Annotated in this window: 11 protein-coding genes and 1 tRNA gene; 9 read left to right on the plus strand and 3 right to left on the minus strand. The window is 60.8% G+C overall.

Features of this window, described 5'->3' with window-relative positions:
- Position 1 precedes the first annotated feature (1 nt).
- Both KMZ68_RS11085 and KMZ68_RS11090 read left to right on the plus strand, forming a co-directional pair.
- Positions 2-868 (plus strand): hypothetical protein, encoded by an 867-nt coding sequence (locus tag KMZ68_RS11085; RefSeq protein ID WP_215615806.1) that lies wholly within the window; start codon positions 2-4, stop codon positions 866-868.
- A 226-nt stretch (positions 869-1,094) separates the two neighbouring features.
- Complete coding sequence (locus KMZ68_RS11090; RefSeq protein ID WP_215615807.1) at positions 1,095-2,903, plus strand: hypothetical protein; 1,809 nt, start codon at positions 1,095-1,097, stop codon at positions 2,901-2,903.
- Between the two features lie 48 nt (positions 2,904-2,951).
- Here the strand turns inward: KMZ68_RS11090 and KMZ68_RS11095 are convergent.
- Positions 2,952-3,025 (minus strand) — tRNA-Gln (locus KMZ68_RS11095).
- 442 nt (positions 3,026-3,467) lie between these two features.
- Here KMZ68_RS11095 and KMZ68_RS11100 point away from each other — a divergent pair.
- The 4 genes from KMZ68_RS11100 (at position 3,468) to KMZ68_RS11115 (ending at position 8,399) form a co-directional block, all read left to right on the plus strand.
- Positions 3,468-4,835: a serine/threonine protein kinase gene (locus KMZ68_RS11100; RefSeq protein WP_215615808.1), complete on the plus strand. Its 1,368-nt coding sequence runs from the start codon at positions 3,468-3,470 to the stop codon at positions 4,833-4,835.
- Positions 4,832-5,986 carry an ATP-binding domain-containing protein gene (locus KMZ68_RS11105; RefSeq protein ID WP_249779590.1) on the plus strand — a complete coding sequence of 385 codons (1,155 nt, stop codon included), beginning with the start codon at positions 4,832-4,834 and terminating at the stop codon, positions 5,984-5,986. The genes KMZ68_RS11100 and KMZ68_RS11105 overlap by 4 nt, the downstream gene beginning before the upstream one ends.
- Positions 5,983-7,329, plus strand: coding sequence for a hypothetical protein (locus KMZ68_RS11110; RefSeq protein ID WP_215615809.1), 1,347 nt, complete (start codon positions 5,983-5,985; stop codon positions 7,327-7,329). Before KMZ68_RS11105 ends, KMZ68_RS11110 begins: the two co-directional genes overlap by 4 nt.
- A gap of 338 nt (positions 7,330-7,667) precedes the next feature.
- Positions 7,668-8,399, plus strand: coding sequence for a spermidine synthase (locus tag KMZ68_RS11115; RefSeq protein WP_215615810.1), 732 nt, complete (start codon positions 7,668-7,670; stop codon positions 8,397-8,399).
- 15 nt (positions 8,400-8,414) lie between these two features.
- Here KMZ68_RS11115 and KMZ68_RS11120 read toward each other — a convergent pair whose 3' ends face one another.
- Positions 8,415-9,113: a TetR/AcrR family transcriptional regulator gene (locus KMZ68_RS11120; protein ID WP_249779591.1), complete on the minus strand. Its 699-nt coding sequence runs from the start codon at positions 9,111-9,113 to the stop codon at positions 8,415-8,417.
- A gap of 137 nt (positions 9,114-9,250) precedes the next feature.
- Between KMZ68_RS11120 and KMZ68_RS11125 the strand changes: the two genes are divergently transcribed.
- A complete protein-coding gene (locus KMZ68_RS11125; RefSeq protein WP_215615812.1) occupies positions 9,251-11,536 on the plus strand; it encodes an arylsulfatase in 2,286 nt (761 codons plus the stop codon).
- 17 nt (positions 11,537-11,553) lie between these two features.
- On the opposite strand, the gene KMZ68_RS11130 is transcribed toward KMZ68_RS11125, so the two are convergent.
- On the minus strand, positions 11,554-12,075 hold the full coding sequence (locus KMZ68_RS11130) for an invasion associated locus B family protein (protein WP_215616285.1): 522 nt from the start codon (positions 12,073-12,075) through the stop codon (positions 11,554-11,556).
- Between the two features lie 294 nt (positions 12,076-12,369).
- Between KMZ68_RS11130 and KMZ68_RS11135 the strand changes: the two genes are divergently transcribed.
- Positions 12,370-12,609, plus strand: coding sequence for a hypothetical protein (locus KMZ68_RS11135; RefSeq protein WP_215615813.1), 240 nt, complete (start codon positions 12,370-12,372; stop codon positions 12,607-12,609).
- Positions 12,610-12,862: 253 nt separating this feature from the next.
- Positions 12,863-15,274: a TonB-dependent receptor gene (locus KMZ68_RS11140; RefSeq protein WP_215615814.1), complete on the plus strand. Its 2,412-nt coding sequence runs from the start codon at positions 12,863-12,865 to the stop codon at positions 15,272-15,274.
- Positions 15,275-15,276: the final 2 nt, after the last annotated feature.

The raw sequence follows: 15,276 nt of genomic DNA on the forward strand, positions 1-15,276 counted from the left end.
GATGACCCTACGCCTGCGTACTCTGCTTGGTGATCATGCCGGCACGTTGGCGCTGAAGGATGGATCGCTCAGGTCCGATCTCGTTGCGTTCGAGTTCGCGGAATACTCGCCGACCAACAAGGGCTTCAAGCCGATGGTGCGCGAGCAGGCCTTCGACGTCTCGGAGATGGCCATCGTCACCTATTTGATGGCGAAGAGTTTCGGCAAGGCGATGGTGCTGCTGCCGCACGTAGTGGTGGCGCGGTTTCAATATGCCCATGCGGTGTACCGGGCCGATCTCGGCAACCTGAAGCCGCGTGATCTCGAGGGCCGGCGGGTCGGCATCCGCTCCTTCACCACCACGACAGGGGCGTGGCTGCGTGGCATCCTCGCCAACGAATACGGCGTCAACCTCGATGCTATCAGTTGGGTGACGTTCGAGGACGCGCATGTCGCCGAATACGTCGACACCACGGAGCGCGCGCCCGCGGGCAGGCAGATCATCCAGATGCTGCTCGACGGCGAACTCGACGCCGTGCTCGGAGAGAAGGTGGAGAAGCCCGGGCTGAAGCCGCTGTTTCCGGACGTCGCCGCGGAGGAACAATCCTGGTTCGCCAAGTACGGCGTGCTGCCGATCAACCACATGGTGGTGGTCAGCGAGACGTTGTGTCGTGACCATCCCGATGCCGTGCGGGAAGTGTTCCGCCTGCTGCGCGAAAGCGCCGCGCGCGCGCCCGCAGCCTCGGTGCCGCGGTTCAGCGATGACGAAATGCGCCGCTCGCTGGAAATGATCATTGGCTATGCCGCGCAGCAGCGGCTGATTCCGCGGGCGTTTGCGGTGGACGAGTTGTTCGACGATCTGACGCGTACGCTCCGGGCCATGGGCTGACTACCCGGCGGGAAAGTCAGTTCGTTGGCTGTTCACCCGACTGTCCAGCCCACGTTGCAAGAATATTGCGCTTCGCGATTTGGCGGAAACACCCTTATTGATTCCGTCATCCCGGCCCGATGAGGGGACGCGAAGCCGCGTTTGATGACCTCTTTGATGACCTGATCGGGCTGGCGGGTTATGGTGCAGATGAGCTATCGTACACCCTCTGATAGAGGGGGATGAGATGGCAAGCGACCTCGATAACGCGGAGCGGCCGAAGGATGCAGCCGGCGGCGCCGATCGCGCCAGCTATTCCAGCGTGGTCTACTTCCATGGCATGGGCAGCCAGCGCCGCTATGAGGAGACCAGCCGGCTGATCGATTGCCTCGATCGGTACCTCGTCGGCCAGCATCGTGCCGGCAATTCGCTGGGCATGCTGCGAAACATCAGGGTGCGCGTCGAGCCGCTTCGATCCGCCCAGGCGTCCGGCGACATCGTCGGCTATATCCGAACGGTCTTCGCAGCCGGGCCGCAGGTTCGCGAGGCGATTTCGGTACGGTTTTACGAGGTCTATTGGGCTCCGATCATGGCCGGCAACAAGTCGCCGTGGGGCGTGACGAAGTGGCTGTTCAAGCAGCCGTTGCGGCCGTGGCGCACGCTGCGATCGCCGTGGCGGGAGCGGCAACGCCTGCGGCGAGCCAGCCTTGCCGCCCTGTTCGAGCGCAAGCGCGCTCAGCCCCCGGTGGAGACCGAAGAGCGCGACTACGCGCGCCTGATCAGCCTCTATGACGATTTCGAAGGCCTGGAGGCGCAGCGCCGCTTCCCCGAGGGCAGCTTCGACGAGTTTCTCTCCTTCGTCGCCGAGGAGGCGAAGTCGAAGCCGGAAACCGCCAGGCGGCTCGAGGCACTGGCGCGGGCCTGGTACGCCGCCTACCGCTTCGAGGAGCTGCGCAATGCCGCCATCCTTGCGATCATGGCCCTGGCGCTGGTGCTGCTGGCCGGGGCGACGTTGTTCGGGGTCCTGATCGTGCTGCAGTCAATGCTGGCGTTCCGGCCGCTCGCCGACGTTTTGACGCAGCTGGATGCGCCGCTGAAGGCCGACTGGAAGACCGTGATTGCCATCGCCGCTTCACTGGCGGGGCTGGTCGGGATCGGCAGGTTCCTTACCGATTACCTCGGCGACGTCGAGGCCTGGGCCACCTACGAGGAAACCGATATCAAGCACATGGCTCGCAACAAGGTGCTGGACCAGAGCCTCGAACTCCTGACCCACGTGCTCGGCGATCCCGCCTGCGAGCGGGTCACCGTCGTCGCCCACAGCCTCGGAACCAGCGTCGCCCACGACGCGTTGCTGGCGCTGACCCGGCGCAACCGCGCCTTCAAGCCCGAAGATCCGATCGCCGGTCCGGTGCCGATGAACAAGATCGAGCACTTCGTGACCATGGGCAGCCCGATCGACAAGATCGAGTACTTCTTCGAGAGCTATTCGTCGCCCTCGCATCGATACAAGCGGGTGGTCGAGGCGCTTCGCGGCGATATCGGCGCGCCGCCGTTCACGCGCAACCGGCATCCCTACATCCACTGGATCAACTTCTGGGATCAGGGCGATGCGATCAGCGGCGCGTTGCATTCGCCGGCCAGCGCGGTCGATTTCAATCAGCGCGTCGACAATGTTCACGTCGCCAATTTCGGATTTCCGGATCCCGGCGCTTCGCATGGCGGCTATTTCAACAATCGAATCGTCATCGACGCGTTGTTTCGCATCATCTATCGCCGCGACGGCTCGTTCCGCACCCTGACGCAGCCCGATCCCGGCAAGCCCTATGATTACGCGAGCGTCTATCAGGGGCTTGGCGAGCCGCTCGGCACCCGGTCAGTCTATGCCTTGCTGGCTTTTGCGACGCCGCTGCTGGTCGTGGTCGGATTGGCCGCGTGGCTATTCAATCTGCGCCTGCTCGGCTACGGCGCCTGGGGATTGGCGGCATTGGCCGTGATGGCTCTGGTGGGCGGATATATTGCGAGCCGGCTCAAGGGGCAGAGAAACGCGATCTGAACGGGCCGGCGCGTGAGGAGGGGATATATGGGTCAGTATTGAGAACGGTGGCTGGGGAACTAGGATTCGAACCTAGACAAACAGAGTCAGAGTCTGTTGTGCTACCGTTACACCATTCCCCAATTAAGCGCTTGATATATAAGCACTTCTGACGAAAGTTTTGCAATTTTCGATGGAGTTTTGCAAATCAGCCGCGATGTTCGGCTGATATAGCGACCCCAACGTTCGTGGTCTAGTCTTGTTTGTCGACGACCTTGAGCTTCCTTTGACCGCCCATCTGCGATTTCCAATGGTCGCGGAAACACATGTGGTGCTGGACGTTCCTACGCCACATGCCGAGCCGTTCCGCCCCACGTGCGATCGCGCGTCGAACTAGCTTTCCGACGTGTCGGCTCTGCCGATTCATGGTGGAAAAGATGGCTTGCCTATATCGCAAATTGAAATGCTGATGACTATGTTTCTCGGGGCAAGGAACGACCTAGCGGCTCTAGTCTCGGCGATCGTCCGCCTCGCGCGCTTGGTAATTCATGAACGACCGCCAAATGCGAACCCCAAGGGGAAATCGTGGATTCAGCCAAAGCAAAAGAATGGGAAGACCGCTTTCGCGGAACTGCAATCGAATCTTGGACGATCGAATCGCTGATCGATCATGGAAAGTCAGCAGCGGTATTTCGGGCTACCGGAAAAGACGGCTTGGTCGCCGTCAAGATATTCGACGATGAAATCATTCAGCGCTATGGCGACGAGGCACAACTCGGTCGAATTAAGCGTGAGCTGACGCTGGTTGGCAAATCGCACCCTAACATGGTCCGCCTCCTTGGCGGCGGAGTGGATGCAAATAGCAAGAACCACTATATCGTTATGGAGTTTCTGGACGGTCTCAGCCTGAGCAAATGCCTAGAGCGCGTACCAGAAGCCAATATCCCAAGTCTAATAGAACAACTTGTGTCGGCATGCGAGTTCTTGGAGTCGCTTAACCTGGCACACAGAGACATCAAGCCTGCCAACATAGTTCTACTGGAAGATCTTAGTAGGCTTGTGTTGCTCGATTTCGGTGTGCTGAAGCCGATCGGCGAGGCCGGACTAACCGACGTGGATGGTCAGCGCGTATTTGTCGGCACTCTACAATACAGCTCTCCAGAGTTCCTGCTGAGGGATGAGGCGGATGATGCCGATGGCTGGCGTGCCTTGTCGCTTTATCAGGTTGGCGCCGTGTTACATGATCTGATTATGCGCCGCCCCATTTTTGAAGAGTTCGTGAATCCATATGCCGCGCTCGTAAATGCAGTGCAGTACGAACTTCCGAATGTTGCCAGCGAGACGGCCCCCTCCTATTTGGTTGACGCATGTCGCATGGCTTTGATCAAGGACCCGGCTAAGCGGCGCGACCTGGTCAATTGGGACGCATTCCGACCTCCGCGAACGATGCCGGCTGCAGAGCAAGCTCGCAAACGCGTCGGTCAACGTATCTTACTCGCGAAGGCCGAAACCGCTCATGCGCCAACGAAGGACGCCGCCTCCGCCAGCGAACTTCTCGACACAATTATTGCGGGATTGAAGATCGAGGTTCGACGAATACGACAGGCGAATGCTTCGCTGATTCCTCCGGTCGAAGTAACGCGAACCACGCGCCGCTCGCCGACGCTCGTTATTCAGCTGAAGCCTTCAGAGAGTCTTCAGCTCGCGAGGGGGTTGCGGCTGAGGATCACGGTCGAAGTGATCGATGTCGACGCCCAAGCAATTGTTGTGCAGATGGCTGCAGCCGCTTCCACCGAATCAATGGATGGTATTCCCGTCACGCAGGTGTTCAAAGGTCCGTACAGTTCAGTAGCGATTGGTGATCGGATCGAAGCCGCCTTGTTCTTGGGTTTGGATCAGGCGCAGCAGGGGCGCGAGGGTCCACTCGACCTAGAAGGCTTGGGAGGGGTATGATGGAAGCCTCTTGGTGGAAAGACCTTGGCCAACTAGATGACGAACAGAAGAAGGTTATCTCTCTCGATGACGATATCGATCATCTTGTGGTTGGGCCGCCAGGTTGCGGCAAAACTAATCTCCTTCTTTTGCGTGCAAGTTATCTCCATAAAAAAGGAACCGCCAATATCAAGGTGCTGGCCTTTGGCCGAGTTCTAAAGGAGTTCATTGCATCCGGAACTGCGCACTATCCCTTTGCCCCTGACAAGGTGCAGACTTTCATGCGATGGGCATACGAGGTTTTGGCTGCGAACGGTGTCGGGCTAGAGGAGGAGGATGACTTCGACAAGGTTCGAGATCAAATGTTTGCTAAACTCGAAGAAGTTGCCGCGATGAAGAGAGCAGAAAACGTTTATGACGTAATCCTACTCGATGAAGCGCAAGATTATTCCGCCGATGAGGTCAACTTGATCCGTTCATTTGGTGAGCGCATTTTCGCAGTCGGGGACAATAATCAGCGCATTTCCGAGAAGACTGGAGCGTTAGAGAAGTTGGAGGAGCTCGGGGCGAAGATGGCGATCCTTCGCCACCATTATCGCAATGGCATCAAAATTTGCCGGGTGGCGGATGGGATTAAGAATATCATCGATGATCCTAATGGCATGGAAGCAACTTCTAACTATGACGAGGCTGCCTACCCATCCGCCGTCGAGGTGCTAGGTCAGCTCGAAATCCAGGATCAGATTGCGGAAGCAGTTAAACGCATAAAGACGCAGCTGCAGGCTTATCCCGGAGAGATGATCGGAGTGTTGTGTCCTAGAGCTGACGATCTGAAGGCGGTCACTGCACAGCTTATTGCTAGTGATATCGCTGGTGAGGTGCAGGTTCAGCGCGCCGGTGCCTACACCTCGATTGTTGCAGGACGCCCAGTGGTCGTTACGACAGTACAAGGAGCAAAGGGCCTTGAGTTCAGGGCCGTTCACCTGATGGCGGCCGACAAGCTGAAAAGATTTTCCAGGCAGAGGAATCTAACTTACACTGCCGTCACAAGGGCGAAAACGACTTTAGTCGTGTATCATGGTGAGAGTTTGGCTGGGTATTTCGAAAAGGGGTTGAAGGCCTGCGAGATTACAAAGCCAGTTGAGCCGAACCTAAAGGATCTTTTCCTATGATCGCGATCACGGCGCGCCGATTAAGCCGGGAGGGGTTCGTCAACTGGATGGCCGAGGCGCTGGCCGGAATTCCAGCGTTACCGCGCGATTTAAGGACATCAGGAACGAAATCTAGCGATGTGACCTTGGCATGGCCCGATTTTCAATCGAATGCACGGCCGATTGTCTGCGTTGCCGAGCGCCAGCTTCAAGAGTTTTTTGCGTTTGTGTCGACCTACAGCACGAGCGTACGACCGTTCACCGCATACTTTCGAGTAATGCCCCTCGAGTTGCTCGAGAATCTACAGCACACCGAGCGTGTGCGGGGCAACGAGATGCAACTCGCGCGGATGATCGCCGGAGCAAGTATCGCGGACATCTGGACTGCTGCAGCGCGACAGGCAGAACGGCCGAGTTACGTGCTACCGCTGCTCCAATCATCGCTATCCTTCGTGCTTGGTCAATCCGTTCTTGCTGGCTACGATGGCAATGCGTTTGACTGGTGCATGCAGGAATGGATAGCAACAAGAGCGGGGCATACCGATGCGGCCAGCAGCCGGAGTGTCGGAAGCATTGGCCTCGCTTGGCACTATGTGCATCTCGCAACGGCTCTCTCTCAGAAATCCCTTTCGAGCGACAACAGTTCGATAGTTGAATTCATTGCAGCGGCGGTCGAGGCGCGATCTGTCCGCCCGGAAATGCTTCGTCCGCTATCGGCGATTGCGGGTCTTGATCTCGATCTGGTGAAATTGCTTGGTGCTTCTAGGGAGGAGCGAATAAGCCGTTTCAATGCAACGCTCACACAACTCAAGAGTCGTGGCGAAGGCGGACTTCAATCGGAATTTCTGGCAGGTCTAATGTTGGCGATAGCTGGCAACGGATCGTTTGAAATGATGCGATCAGCGCGGGAGTTCGAGGGCTGGCTGGACGGCGCGGTTGTTTGGTTCGGCATCTGCGCAGCGCTTTTTGAGGAAAGCAATGTCCTTGCCTACGCTAATTCAGCTGGCCGCCGCATCGTCCGCGATCTTTTGCGGCGCGACGACCCATTCGATCTACCAAGAGCAGATATTGCCTCGACGGAACTCCGGTTTATCCAAGGCAGCAAAATGGATATCGGACAACTGGGTGTTCATGGACCACGATCGATCGAAGTAGAGATCCTTCCAAACGTTATCAGCCGGGTTCTGTCACATGAGAATAGTCAAGACGAAGGAAATGTAGAGGGACGTGAGACCCTGCTACGCACTTTAGATGAGATGTCTTATCTCGCTAATCGCGCTCGCCGGATCTTAACCGATCGGGTGGGAGAGGAGCGCCAAGGCGATCTCTACAAATCGCGTCGACCGAACCGAAGTAAATCATAATCTTCGGCCCCTAAAAACAAGGCCTGGTGTTGCGGGGAGTTTTGCAAACCTCTGCGTTATGTGCGGGGACGAAGTCAGGCCGTGATCGCAAGGACCTGAAGGAAATCAATAGCTTAGCTTTAGGCCACCGTTACACCATTCCCCAATATTTTCAAATACTTAGGATGAAATCTTACAGTTCCGGCGACGGATCAGGCAGAACCGGCCGAACAGTTGCGTCCTTCTACCCGCTAGATCCCGGCCTTGGCAAGCGCGCGGCGATGCGCTTGTTGCTGATGTGGGCGGCGCCGCGGCCATTCGGCGTGGCGGCAAGCCGCCGCAGGCAGGACGGTCGGTGCATGAGCCTCTATTTCGAAGAGCTGGATTTCCGTCCGACCCCGATGGGCGTACTCAGCCTGCGCCGCCGCAGGCTGCCCTCCACCGATACCGACGTCTACGAGATCAAGCTCGGCGACGAGTACCTGATGTCGAGCCGGTTCACCGTGGCCGAGATTGAACTTGCGCGGCTGGGATTGGCCGCGCTCGATCGAGCCGGTCTCGACGTCGTCGTCGGCGGCCTCGGGCTCGGCTACACCGCGCAGGCGGTGCTCGAGAATCAGGGCGTGCGATCGCTGCTCGTGGTCGACGCGTTGGCCGAGGTGATCGAATGGCACGAGCAGGGGCTGCTGCCGCTCGGCAAGCAACTGACCGGCGATCCGCGCTGCCGCCTCGTCAATGGCGATTTCTTCGCGATGTCGCATTCGGCCGAGGGCTTCGACCCGCGCGCGCCGGGCCGCTGCTTCGATGCGGTGCTGGTGGACATCGATCACTCGCCGCGCAACCTGCTGCATCCGCGCCACGCCGCGCTGTACGAGCAGGAGGGGCTCGCGAGGCTCGCCGAGCATCTCAATCCCGGCGGCGTGTTCGCCCTGTGGTCGAACGATCCGCCGGAGGCCGCCTTCAGCGCGGTGCTCGCCAGTGTCTTTGCCACGTCGGATGCGCATGTCGTGACCTTCGATAATTCGTTCGGCGATCACGACGCCAGCAACACCGTTTATGTCGGGGTCAAGGAGGCATGTCTCGGTGGCTGACGCTCAAGCGCCGGACTATTTCCTGCGCTTGATTGCGCCACGAACCGGTGCCCCGGGCGGGGTCGCCTGCAGCTCGGCTTCCAGCAGCAGCAACAGGCAGCCGCTGAGCCGGGCCTCCATCTCGTCGTCGTGGATGGACAGCGGTCCGGGATCGTTGAGGATGGCGTTGACCAGCGTGCCCAGCACCACCTGAAACCCAAAGGCGATCGCCCGGGTCTTCGCCGCCTCGCGGCCTCTGCCCATGATGCGGAGCAGGGGAGGCGTGGCATGGCCGGTGGTGGCGCGCGCCAGGCCCTTGAAGGTGGTCCACCGGTTCGGCCTGGTATCGTCGTGCTGCAGAGCCGCGCGCAGCACGCCTTCATGCTTTCTGATCCAGCCGATGAGGCCGTGGACCACGAGGCGGCACAGCTCGGCGAGCGATCCGTCGGCGGCCTTTTCGTTCGCCACCATCCGCGATAGCCTGCTTTCGCCGTCGCGTGCGGCGAGTTCGATCAGGGCGTTGAAGTAGGCTTCCTTGCTTTCGAACCGGCTGTAGAAAGCGCCGACGGTGACACCGACTTTCGCGCACAGCGCCTCGATCGACAGTCCGGCAAGGCTGCGCGTTCGCAGCATGTCCGCACCCGCCCTGAGCAGCGCCGCCGTGGTTTCGCGGCTCCGCTTCTGCCGCGACGGCGTGACGCCGGGAAGGTCGAAATCTTCCGCTTCAGGCTGCATCGGATATTGCATCTCCCGGTGAATTATCCATAATGATAATTCGGATTATGCTTTCTGGCAATCCGGATCGGAGCGCGGCGGTGGCCGCTCGGGGCGAATGGCGGATCAACCGCCGTCGCGGTGACAGGGAGAGACCCATGGGCGCAGGCAGCGACAGCTCATTTGGCGGCACCATCGGCCAGACGGTCGCGGCCTCAAAGCCGTGGTGGCCGTCGAAGCCCAAGCCGCCGGCCGGCGCGCCCAACATCCTGGTGGTGCTGTTCGACGACGTCGGCTTTTCCGATTTCGGCTGTTACGGCTCGCCGGTCAGGACGCCGACCATCGACAGGCTGGCGTCCGAAGGCCTGCGCTACTCCGGGTTCCACACCACCGCGATGTGCTCGACCACGCGCGCGGCGCTGCTGACCGGGCGCAACCATCATTCCGTCGGCGTCGGCTGCCTCGCAAATTTCGACAGCGGTTATCCCGGCTATCGCGGCAAGATCGCGCGGGAGGCGGGGACGCTGGCGGAAATGCTGAAGGTGCACGCCTATCGCAACTACATGGTCGGCAAATGGCACGTCACGCCGCTGACCGAAAGCGGCGCGACCGGCCCGTTCGACGGCTGGCCGCTCGGCCGCGGCTTTGACCGGTTCTATGGTTTTCTCGACGCCGAGACCGACCAGTTCGCGCCGGAACTGGTCTCCGACAACACCCATATCGATCCGCCCGGCACATTCGCCGACGGCTATCACCTGACCTCCGATCTGGTCGACCAGTCGATCCGCTTCATTGCCGATCACTTGGCCGACCGGCCCGATCTGCCCTGGCTGACCTGGGTTGCGCTCGGCGCCTGCCACGCGCCGCATCAGGCGCCCATCGACATCATCAAGAGCTACGACGCGGTGTTCGCGCACGGCTGGGATGTCGAGCGCGAGCAGCGGATGGCGCGCCAGAAGGCGATGGGCATCGTACCGCCGGAGACCAAAATGCCGCCGCGCAACGATGGCGTGAAGGCGTGGGACCAGCACAGCGCGGACGAGAAACGCCTGTTCACACGGCTGCAATCGGCGTTCGCCGGCATGCTCGATCATGCCGATCAACACCTGGCGCGGCTGATCGGGTTTCTCGACACGGTCGGGATTCGCGACAATACGCTGATCCTCGTGCTGTCGGACAACGGCGCCAGCCAGGAGGGCGGGCCATTCGGCTTCGTCAATGCGATGGGACCCTATAATTTCCGCCCCGAACCGATCGCGGAAAAGGTGCGTCGGATCGACGATATCGGCGGACCGGACTCGCACAACAATTTTCCGCACGGCTGGGCGATGGCCTCCAACACGCCGCTGCGCCGCTACAAGCAGAACACCCACGGCGGCGGCATCCGCGATCCCTTCGTGATCTCGTGGCCGAAGCGGGTCCCGCAGGGCGAGTTGCGCCATCAATTCGTCCACGCCAGCGATCTGGTGCCGACCTTGCTCGAACTGGTCGGTGTCAGCGCGCCCGAGGAGATCGCAGGGACCGCGCAAATGCCGATCCAAGGCGAAAGTTTTGCGCGTTCGATCGCGGAGCCGTCGGCGCCATCGAAATGTCAGCCGCAATATTTCGAGATGTTCGGGCATCGCGGGCTCTGGCATCAGGGCTGGAAGGCGGTCTCCTTTCACCCGCCGGGGACGCCGTTCGAGAACGACAAATGGGAGCTATTCCATCTCGACCGTGATTTCTCCGAGGTCGACGACCTCGCGGCCAGGGAACCCGAGCGCCTCGCCGAGATGATCAAGCTGTGGTGGAGCGAGGCGGAGAAACACAAAGTGCTGCCGCTCGACGACCGCTTCGCGGCGCGCTTTGCGGAGAACGCCGCGCGGTTTCAAGGCTCGCGCAATAATTTCGTTTTTCACGCCGGCATGGGCCATGTGCCGACCGACGTCGCGCCCGACGTGCGCAGCCGCAGCTACACCATCGAGGCGCATGCCGAGGTCGGCGATGCCGGCGCCGAGGGAGTTCTGATCGCGCATGGCGACGCGACGTCAGGCTATAGCCTCTACATCAAGGACGGGCACCTGGTTCACGATCTCAACATCGGTGGCGGGCACGAGATCGTCCGCTCCGATCGCAAGGTGCCGGCAGGCGCGCATCGGTTCGGCGTGCATGTCGAACGTCTGGTGCGCGACACGCCGCCGGCCAAGGGCGCGCGCACCGGGATCACTGCCTATACGCTGTTGATCGACGGCGAACCTGCGGGCACGCTGCAGACGCAACAGGCGTTCAATAACTTCATCTCGTGGTCCGGCCTCGACATCGGACGCGATCGCTCCAGCCCGGTGTCGCACTACGAGGCGCCGTTCGAATTCACCGGGCGGCTGCTGCGGGTGACGGTCGCCATGCACGACGACCAGAAGCTCGACGGCGACGGCATCGGCGCTGCGGAAATGGCGAGGCAGTGAGGTAAGCGTCGGATCGCCTATTTGATCTTGTCGTAAGCCGCCGCGAAATCGGCCAGCGGCATCGGAATCATGATGGTTTCCTTGGCGAGGTTTTGAAACGACACTCTTAGCTGCTTGCCCGATTTGAGCGCCGCCAGCAGGTCGGGCGCGATCGGGGAACTGGCGTAGCAGCCCCTGTTCTCGCAAGTCTGGATCTGCAGGTCGGTCACCTTGCCGTCATCGACCTGGACTTTGGCGCCGCCCGGCAGGTTGAGCCCGAGCGGCAGTTGCACCAGCGCGACCGGCGCCTTGGTGTCGGCGGGCACGCGGATGTTGACGAGTACGATCAACTGCCCGGTCTTGCTGAGAACTGCGGTCTGCTCCATCGCGCATTCGAGCGGCGCAGTGCGGCTGGCGCTGCTGCATCGCGCGGCCCAGCCGGCTGTGGGACTTGCCGCGGGCTCTGCCTGAGGCGCGGCCGGTGTTGCAGCTTGCGCCGCGGGCGGCGCGGCTTTTGATTTGGGGGCTTGGGCTTGGCCGGCTGACCCGAAAGCCAGCATGGCGAGGAGGACAACAAACGTTGTAAAGATCTTCACTGAACCGGCTCCGTGAGCAATACCCACCGGATGTGCCGGTGGCCGCGCAAAGTCAAGTCGTCAGGCGGACTTTCCGGCCGATGCCGTGGCCGGAATCCCGGCGGCGATGCCCCGCATCTGCCGTTCTCGACGGCGCCAGCTAGGAACGTTCTAAATTGAATAGTCGCACACTCCGTTGTCACCGCGCGGCATGTCGTTCATATGCACCATCGTCGTGATCGCTATTTCGCGAAGACGTAGCTACCCGGAGTGTGCATGATGGACGAATTGAACGGACGCATGATCGCCTGCCAGATCCTGATCACGGGGCTGATCGCGCGCGTCGCCAACAACTCGCCCGACGCGTTGCGGTTTCTCACCGATTTTCGCGACGAGATCAGAGCTGTCGTGAAGGGCGTCAACATTGCGGGCATGGACAACACCGATCGCGTACGGCTGATCGCGCAGCAGACCGTCGACGAACTGTTCTCGCTGATGAAGCCGCCCAGCAGCGATTGATCGGTGTCGTTCGCGAAAGAGCAGAAAGGCGCGATTCTTGGGCATTTCTCGTCTCCAGTTTAGAACGCTTCAAATCCAAATTTAGAACGGTTTCAAACTCGCGATTTAGAATCATTTCGATCTGGATGTATTCAAACATCCAAGAGCCGCAATCGCATTGACCCGAAATTTTTCGCTCGATACCAACGCTTCATCGGTCGTTGCAAATGAACCGCATGAGCGAATTGAAATTCGGGGCAAGGGGCGAGTTGAAATGGGACAGGCAAGAGCACCGAGGTCGTTGCGCTCGGTGGCAACGGTTTATTCGGTCAATGATGGGGTCGACAACAATTCGGGCAGGAAAGTCTCCGCCGTCGCCGGCCTGATCGCGGTCGCCTCGTTCTCGGGCGCCGAAGCGCAGCAATCCAACCTCCCGCCGGTGACGGTCGATGCCCCCGTCGCTCGCCCGCGGCCCGCAGCGTCGAAGCCGTCGCCGGATGCGCTGCGCGCCCGCATGGCGCTGCGGCGCGCCGCGCGCCGGTCGCAGCCGGCGCAGGTCGCGGCGGTGCCATTCCCCAATGCCGGCGGCCTTGCGCCCGATCGTAACCCCTATGCGGATGCGGCAGCGCCTTACAAGGTGGATCGCGTACAGGCGTCTGGCAAGTTCCCCGAGCCCCTGCTTAATACGCCGAAGTCCATCACGGTGCTCAGCAAGGAAGTGCTCCAGGACAAGAACATCACCTCGCTGCGCGAGGTCGGTCGCTCGACCGCCGGCGTGACGCTGGGGTCGGGCGAGGGCGGCAACGCGTTTGGTGACCGCTTCTTCATCCGCGGCTTCGATGCGCGCAACGATGTCTTCATCGACGGCATTCGCGACCCGGCAGTCAGCATCCGCGAGAATTTCTTTACCGAGCAGATCGAGATCTTGCGCGGACCGGCCTCGGCCTATGCCGGCCGCGGCACCGCCGGCGGCGCCATCAATATCGTCACCAAGCAGGCAGGTGATCGCAACTTCTACAACGCCGAGAGCACGTTCGGCACCGACCGGACCAAGCGCGTCACCCTCGACGTCAACCAGGTGATCAGCCCGACCTTCGCGGTGCGTACCGGTGGCATGTTCCAGGATGCCAACGTCGCCGGTCGCAACTATGTGACCGACGATCGCTGGGGCGGTTTCATCTCGACCAAGTATACGCCGACCAACGACATCAAGATCACAACGAACTACGTCCACACCGACCTCAGCGGTCTGCCGGACTTCGGTGTGCCCTGGTATCGGCAGGGCAATACGCCGGTCACCGAGGCCGGCATCCCGCGACAGAATTGGTACGGATTCGTCAATCGCGACTTCCAGACCGCGCGGCAGGACTTCGGTACGCTGACGGGTGAGTACAAGATTACCGATAGCATCACGCTGACCAGCAGGACCCGTGCAGAGCACTCGCTGCTGGCCTACATCGGGACGCTGCCGCAGTCGCCCGTGACGACAAATCCCGATCCGACGAAGTGGACGTTCACCGCGAGCGCGCAGAGCCGCAACCAGTGGGTCGACGTCGTGGCGAACCAGGAAGACGCCACGTTCAAGTTCAACACGGGGGCCGTCAAGCACACGGCCGTGGTCGGGCTCGAGGTCTCCAACGAGCGTGTCGGGATCGGCCGCTACACCGGGCTTTCGTCGGAGGTGTTCGGTGCCGGCGCATTCACCAGCAACGGCGCCTTGCCGGGGCAGTCGATCTATGCGCCAAGCTACACGCTCATTCCGTTCGCCTCGGTCCCGACGTTGGGCAGCGATCCGACCCGCTACAATGTCGACAGCAAGGCCTTCTATGTTCTCGATACCGCGAATTGGGAAGACAGGATCATCCTGAACGGCGGCGTGCGTTATGACGGCTACGACCTGCGATCGTCGACCGCAGCGAAATCGAGCACGGTTAATTCGGATTTCGTCAATTACAACGGCGGCATCGTCTTCAAGCCTGTGCCGATCGGAAGCCTCTATGCTGCCTACGCGACCTCGACCAATCCATTCGGTTCCGAACTCGACGGCACCGCTGGGGACTACGGCGGAGCTGTCCCGGGCGGCGTCGTCCTTGGGCCTGAGCGCAACAAGGCCGCCGAGGTCGGCACCAAGTGGGAGCTGTTCGATCGTCACCTGCTGGTGACGGGCGCTCTGTTCCAGACCGACAAGGCCAATGCGCGTGAAACGGTCAGTGGTGTTCTGCAGTCGGGGGCAGCCTACCGGGTCGAGGGTATCGATATCGAGGTCAGCGGCAACATCACCGACCGCTGGAGCGTCTTCGGCGGCATTGTGCTGATGAGGTCGAAGGTCACGCAAAGTGCGCTCGCTTCCAACATCGGGCTGCAGATGGCCAACATCGCCCATGAGTCCTTCAGCCTTTTGACCAAGTACAAGTTCGACGGCGACTGGGAACTCGGTGGGCAGGCGGTCTACCGCTCGAAGATCTATGGCGGCACCTTCGGCGCCAACACCGGCACCGAGCTGCCGAGCTACTGGCGCTTCGATGCTTTCGTCGAGAAGAAGATCGACAAGCACTGGACCGTGAAGCTCTACGCGCAGAACCTGACCAACAAGCTCTATTACGACACGCTCTACCGTAGCGCGACGCCGTTTGTCGCGGTCGCGCCTGGGCGGGCGTTCTACCTCGTCACCTCGGCGAAGTTCTGAAA

Origin of the sequence: Bradyrhizobium sediminis, assembly GCF_018736105.1 — a bacterium.
Lineage (GTDB): Bacteria > Pseudomonadota > Alphaproteobacteria > Rhizobiales > Xanthobacteraceae > Bradyrhizobium.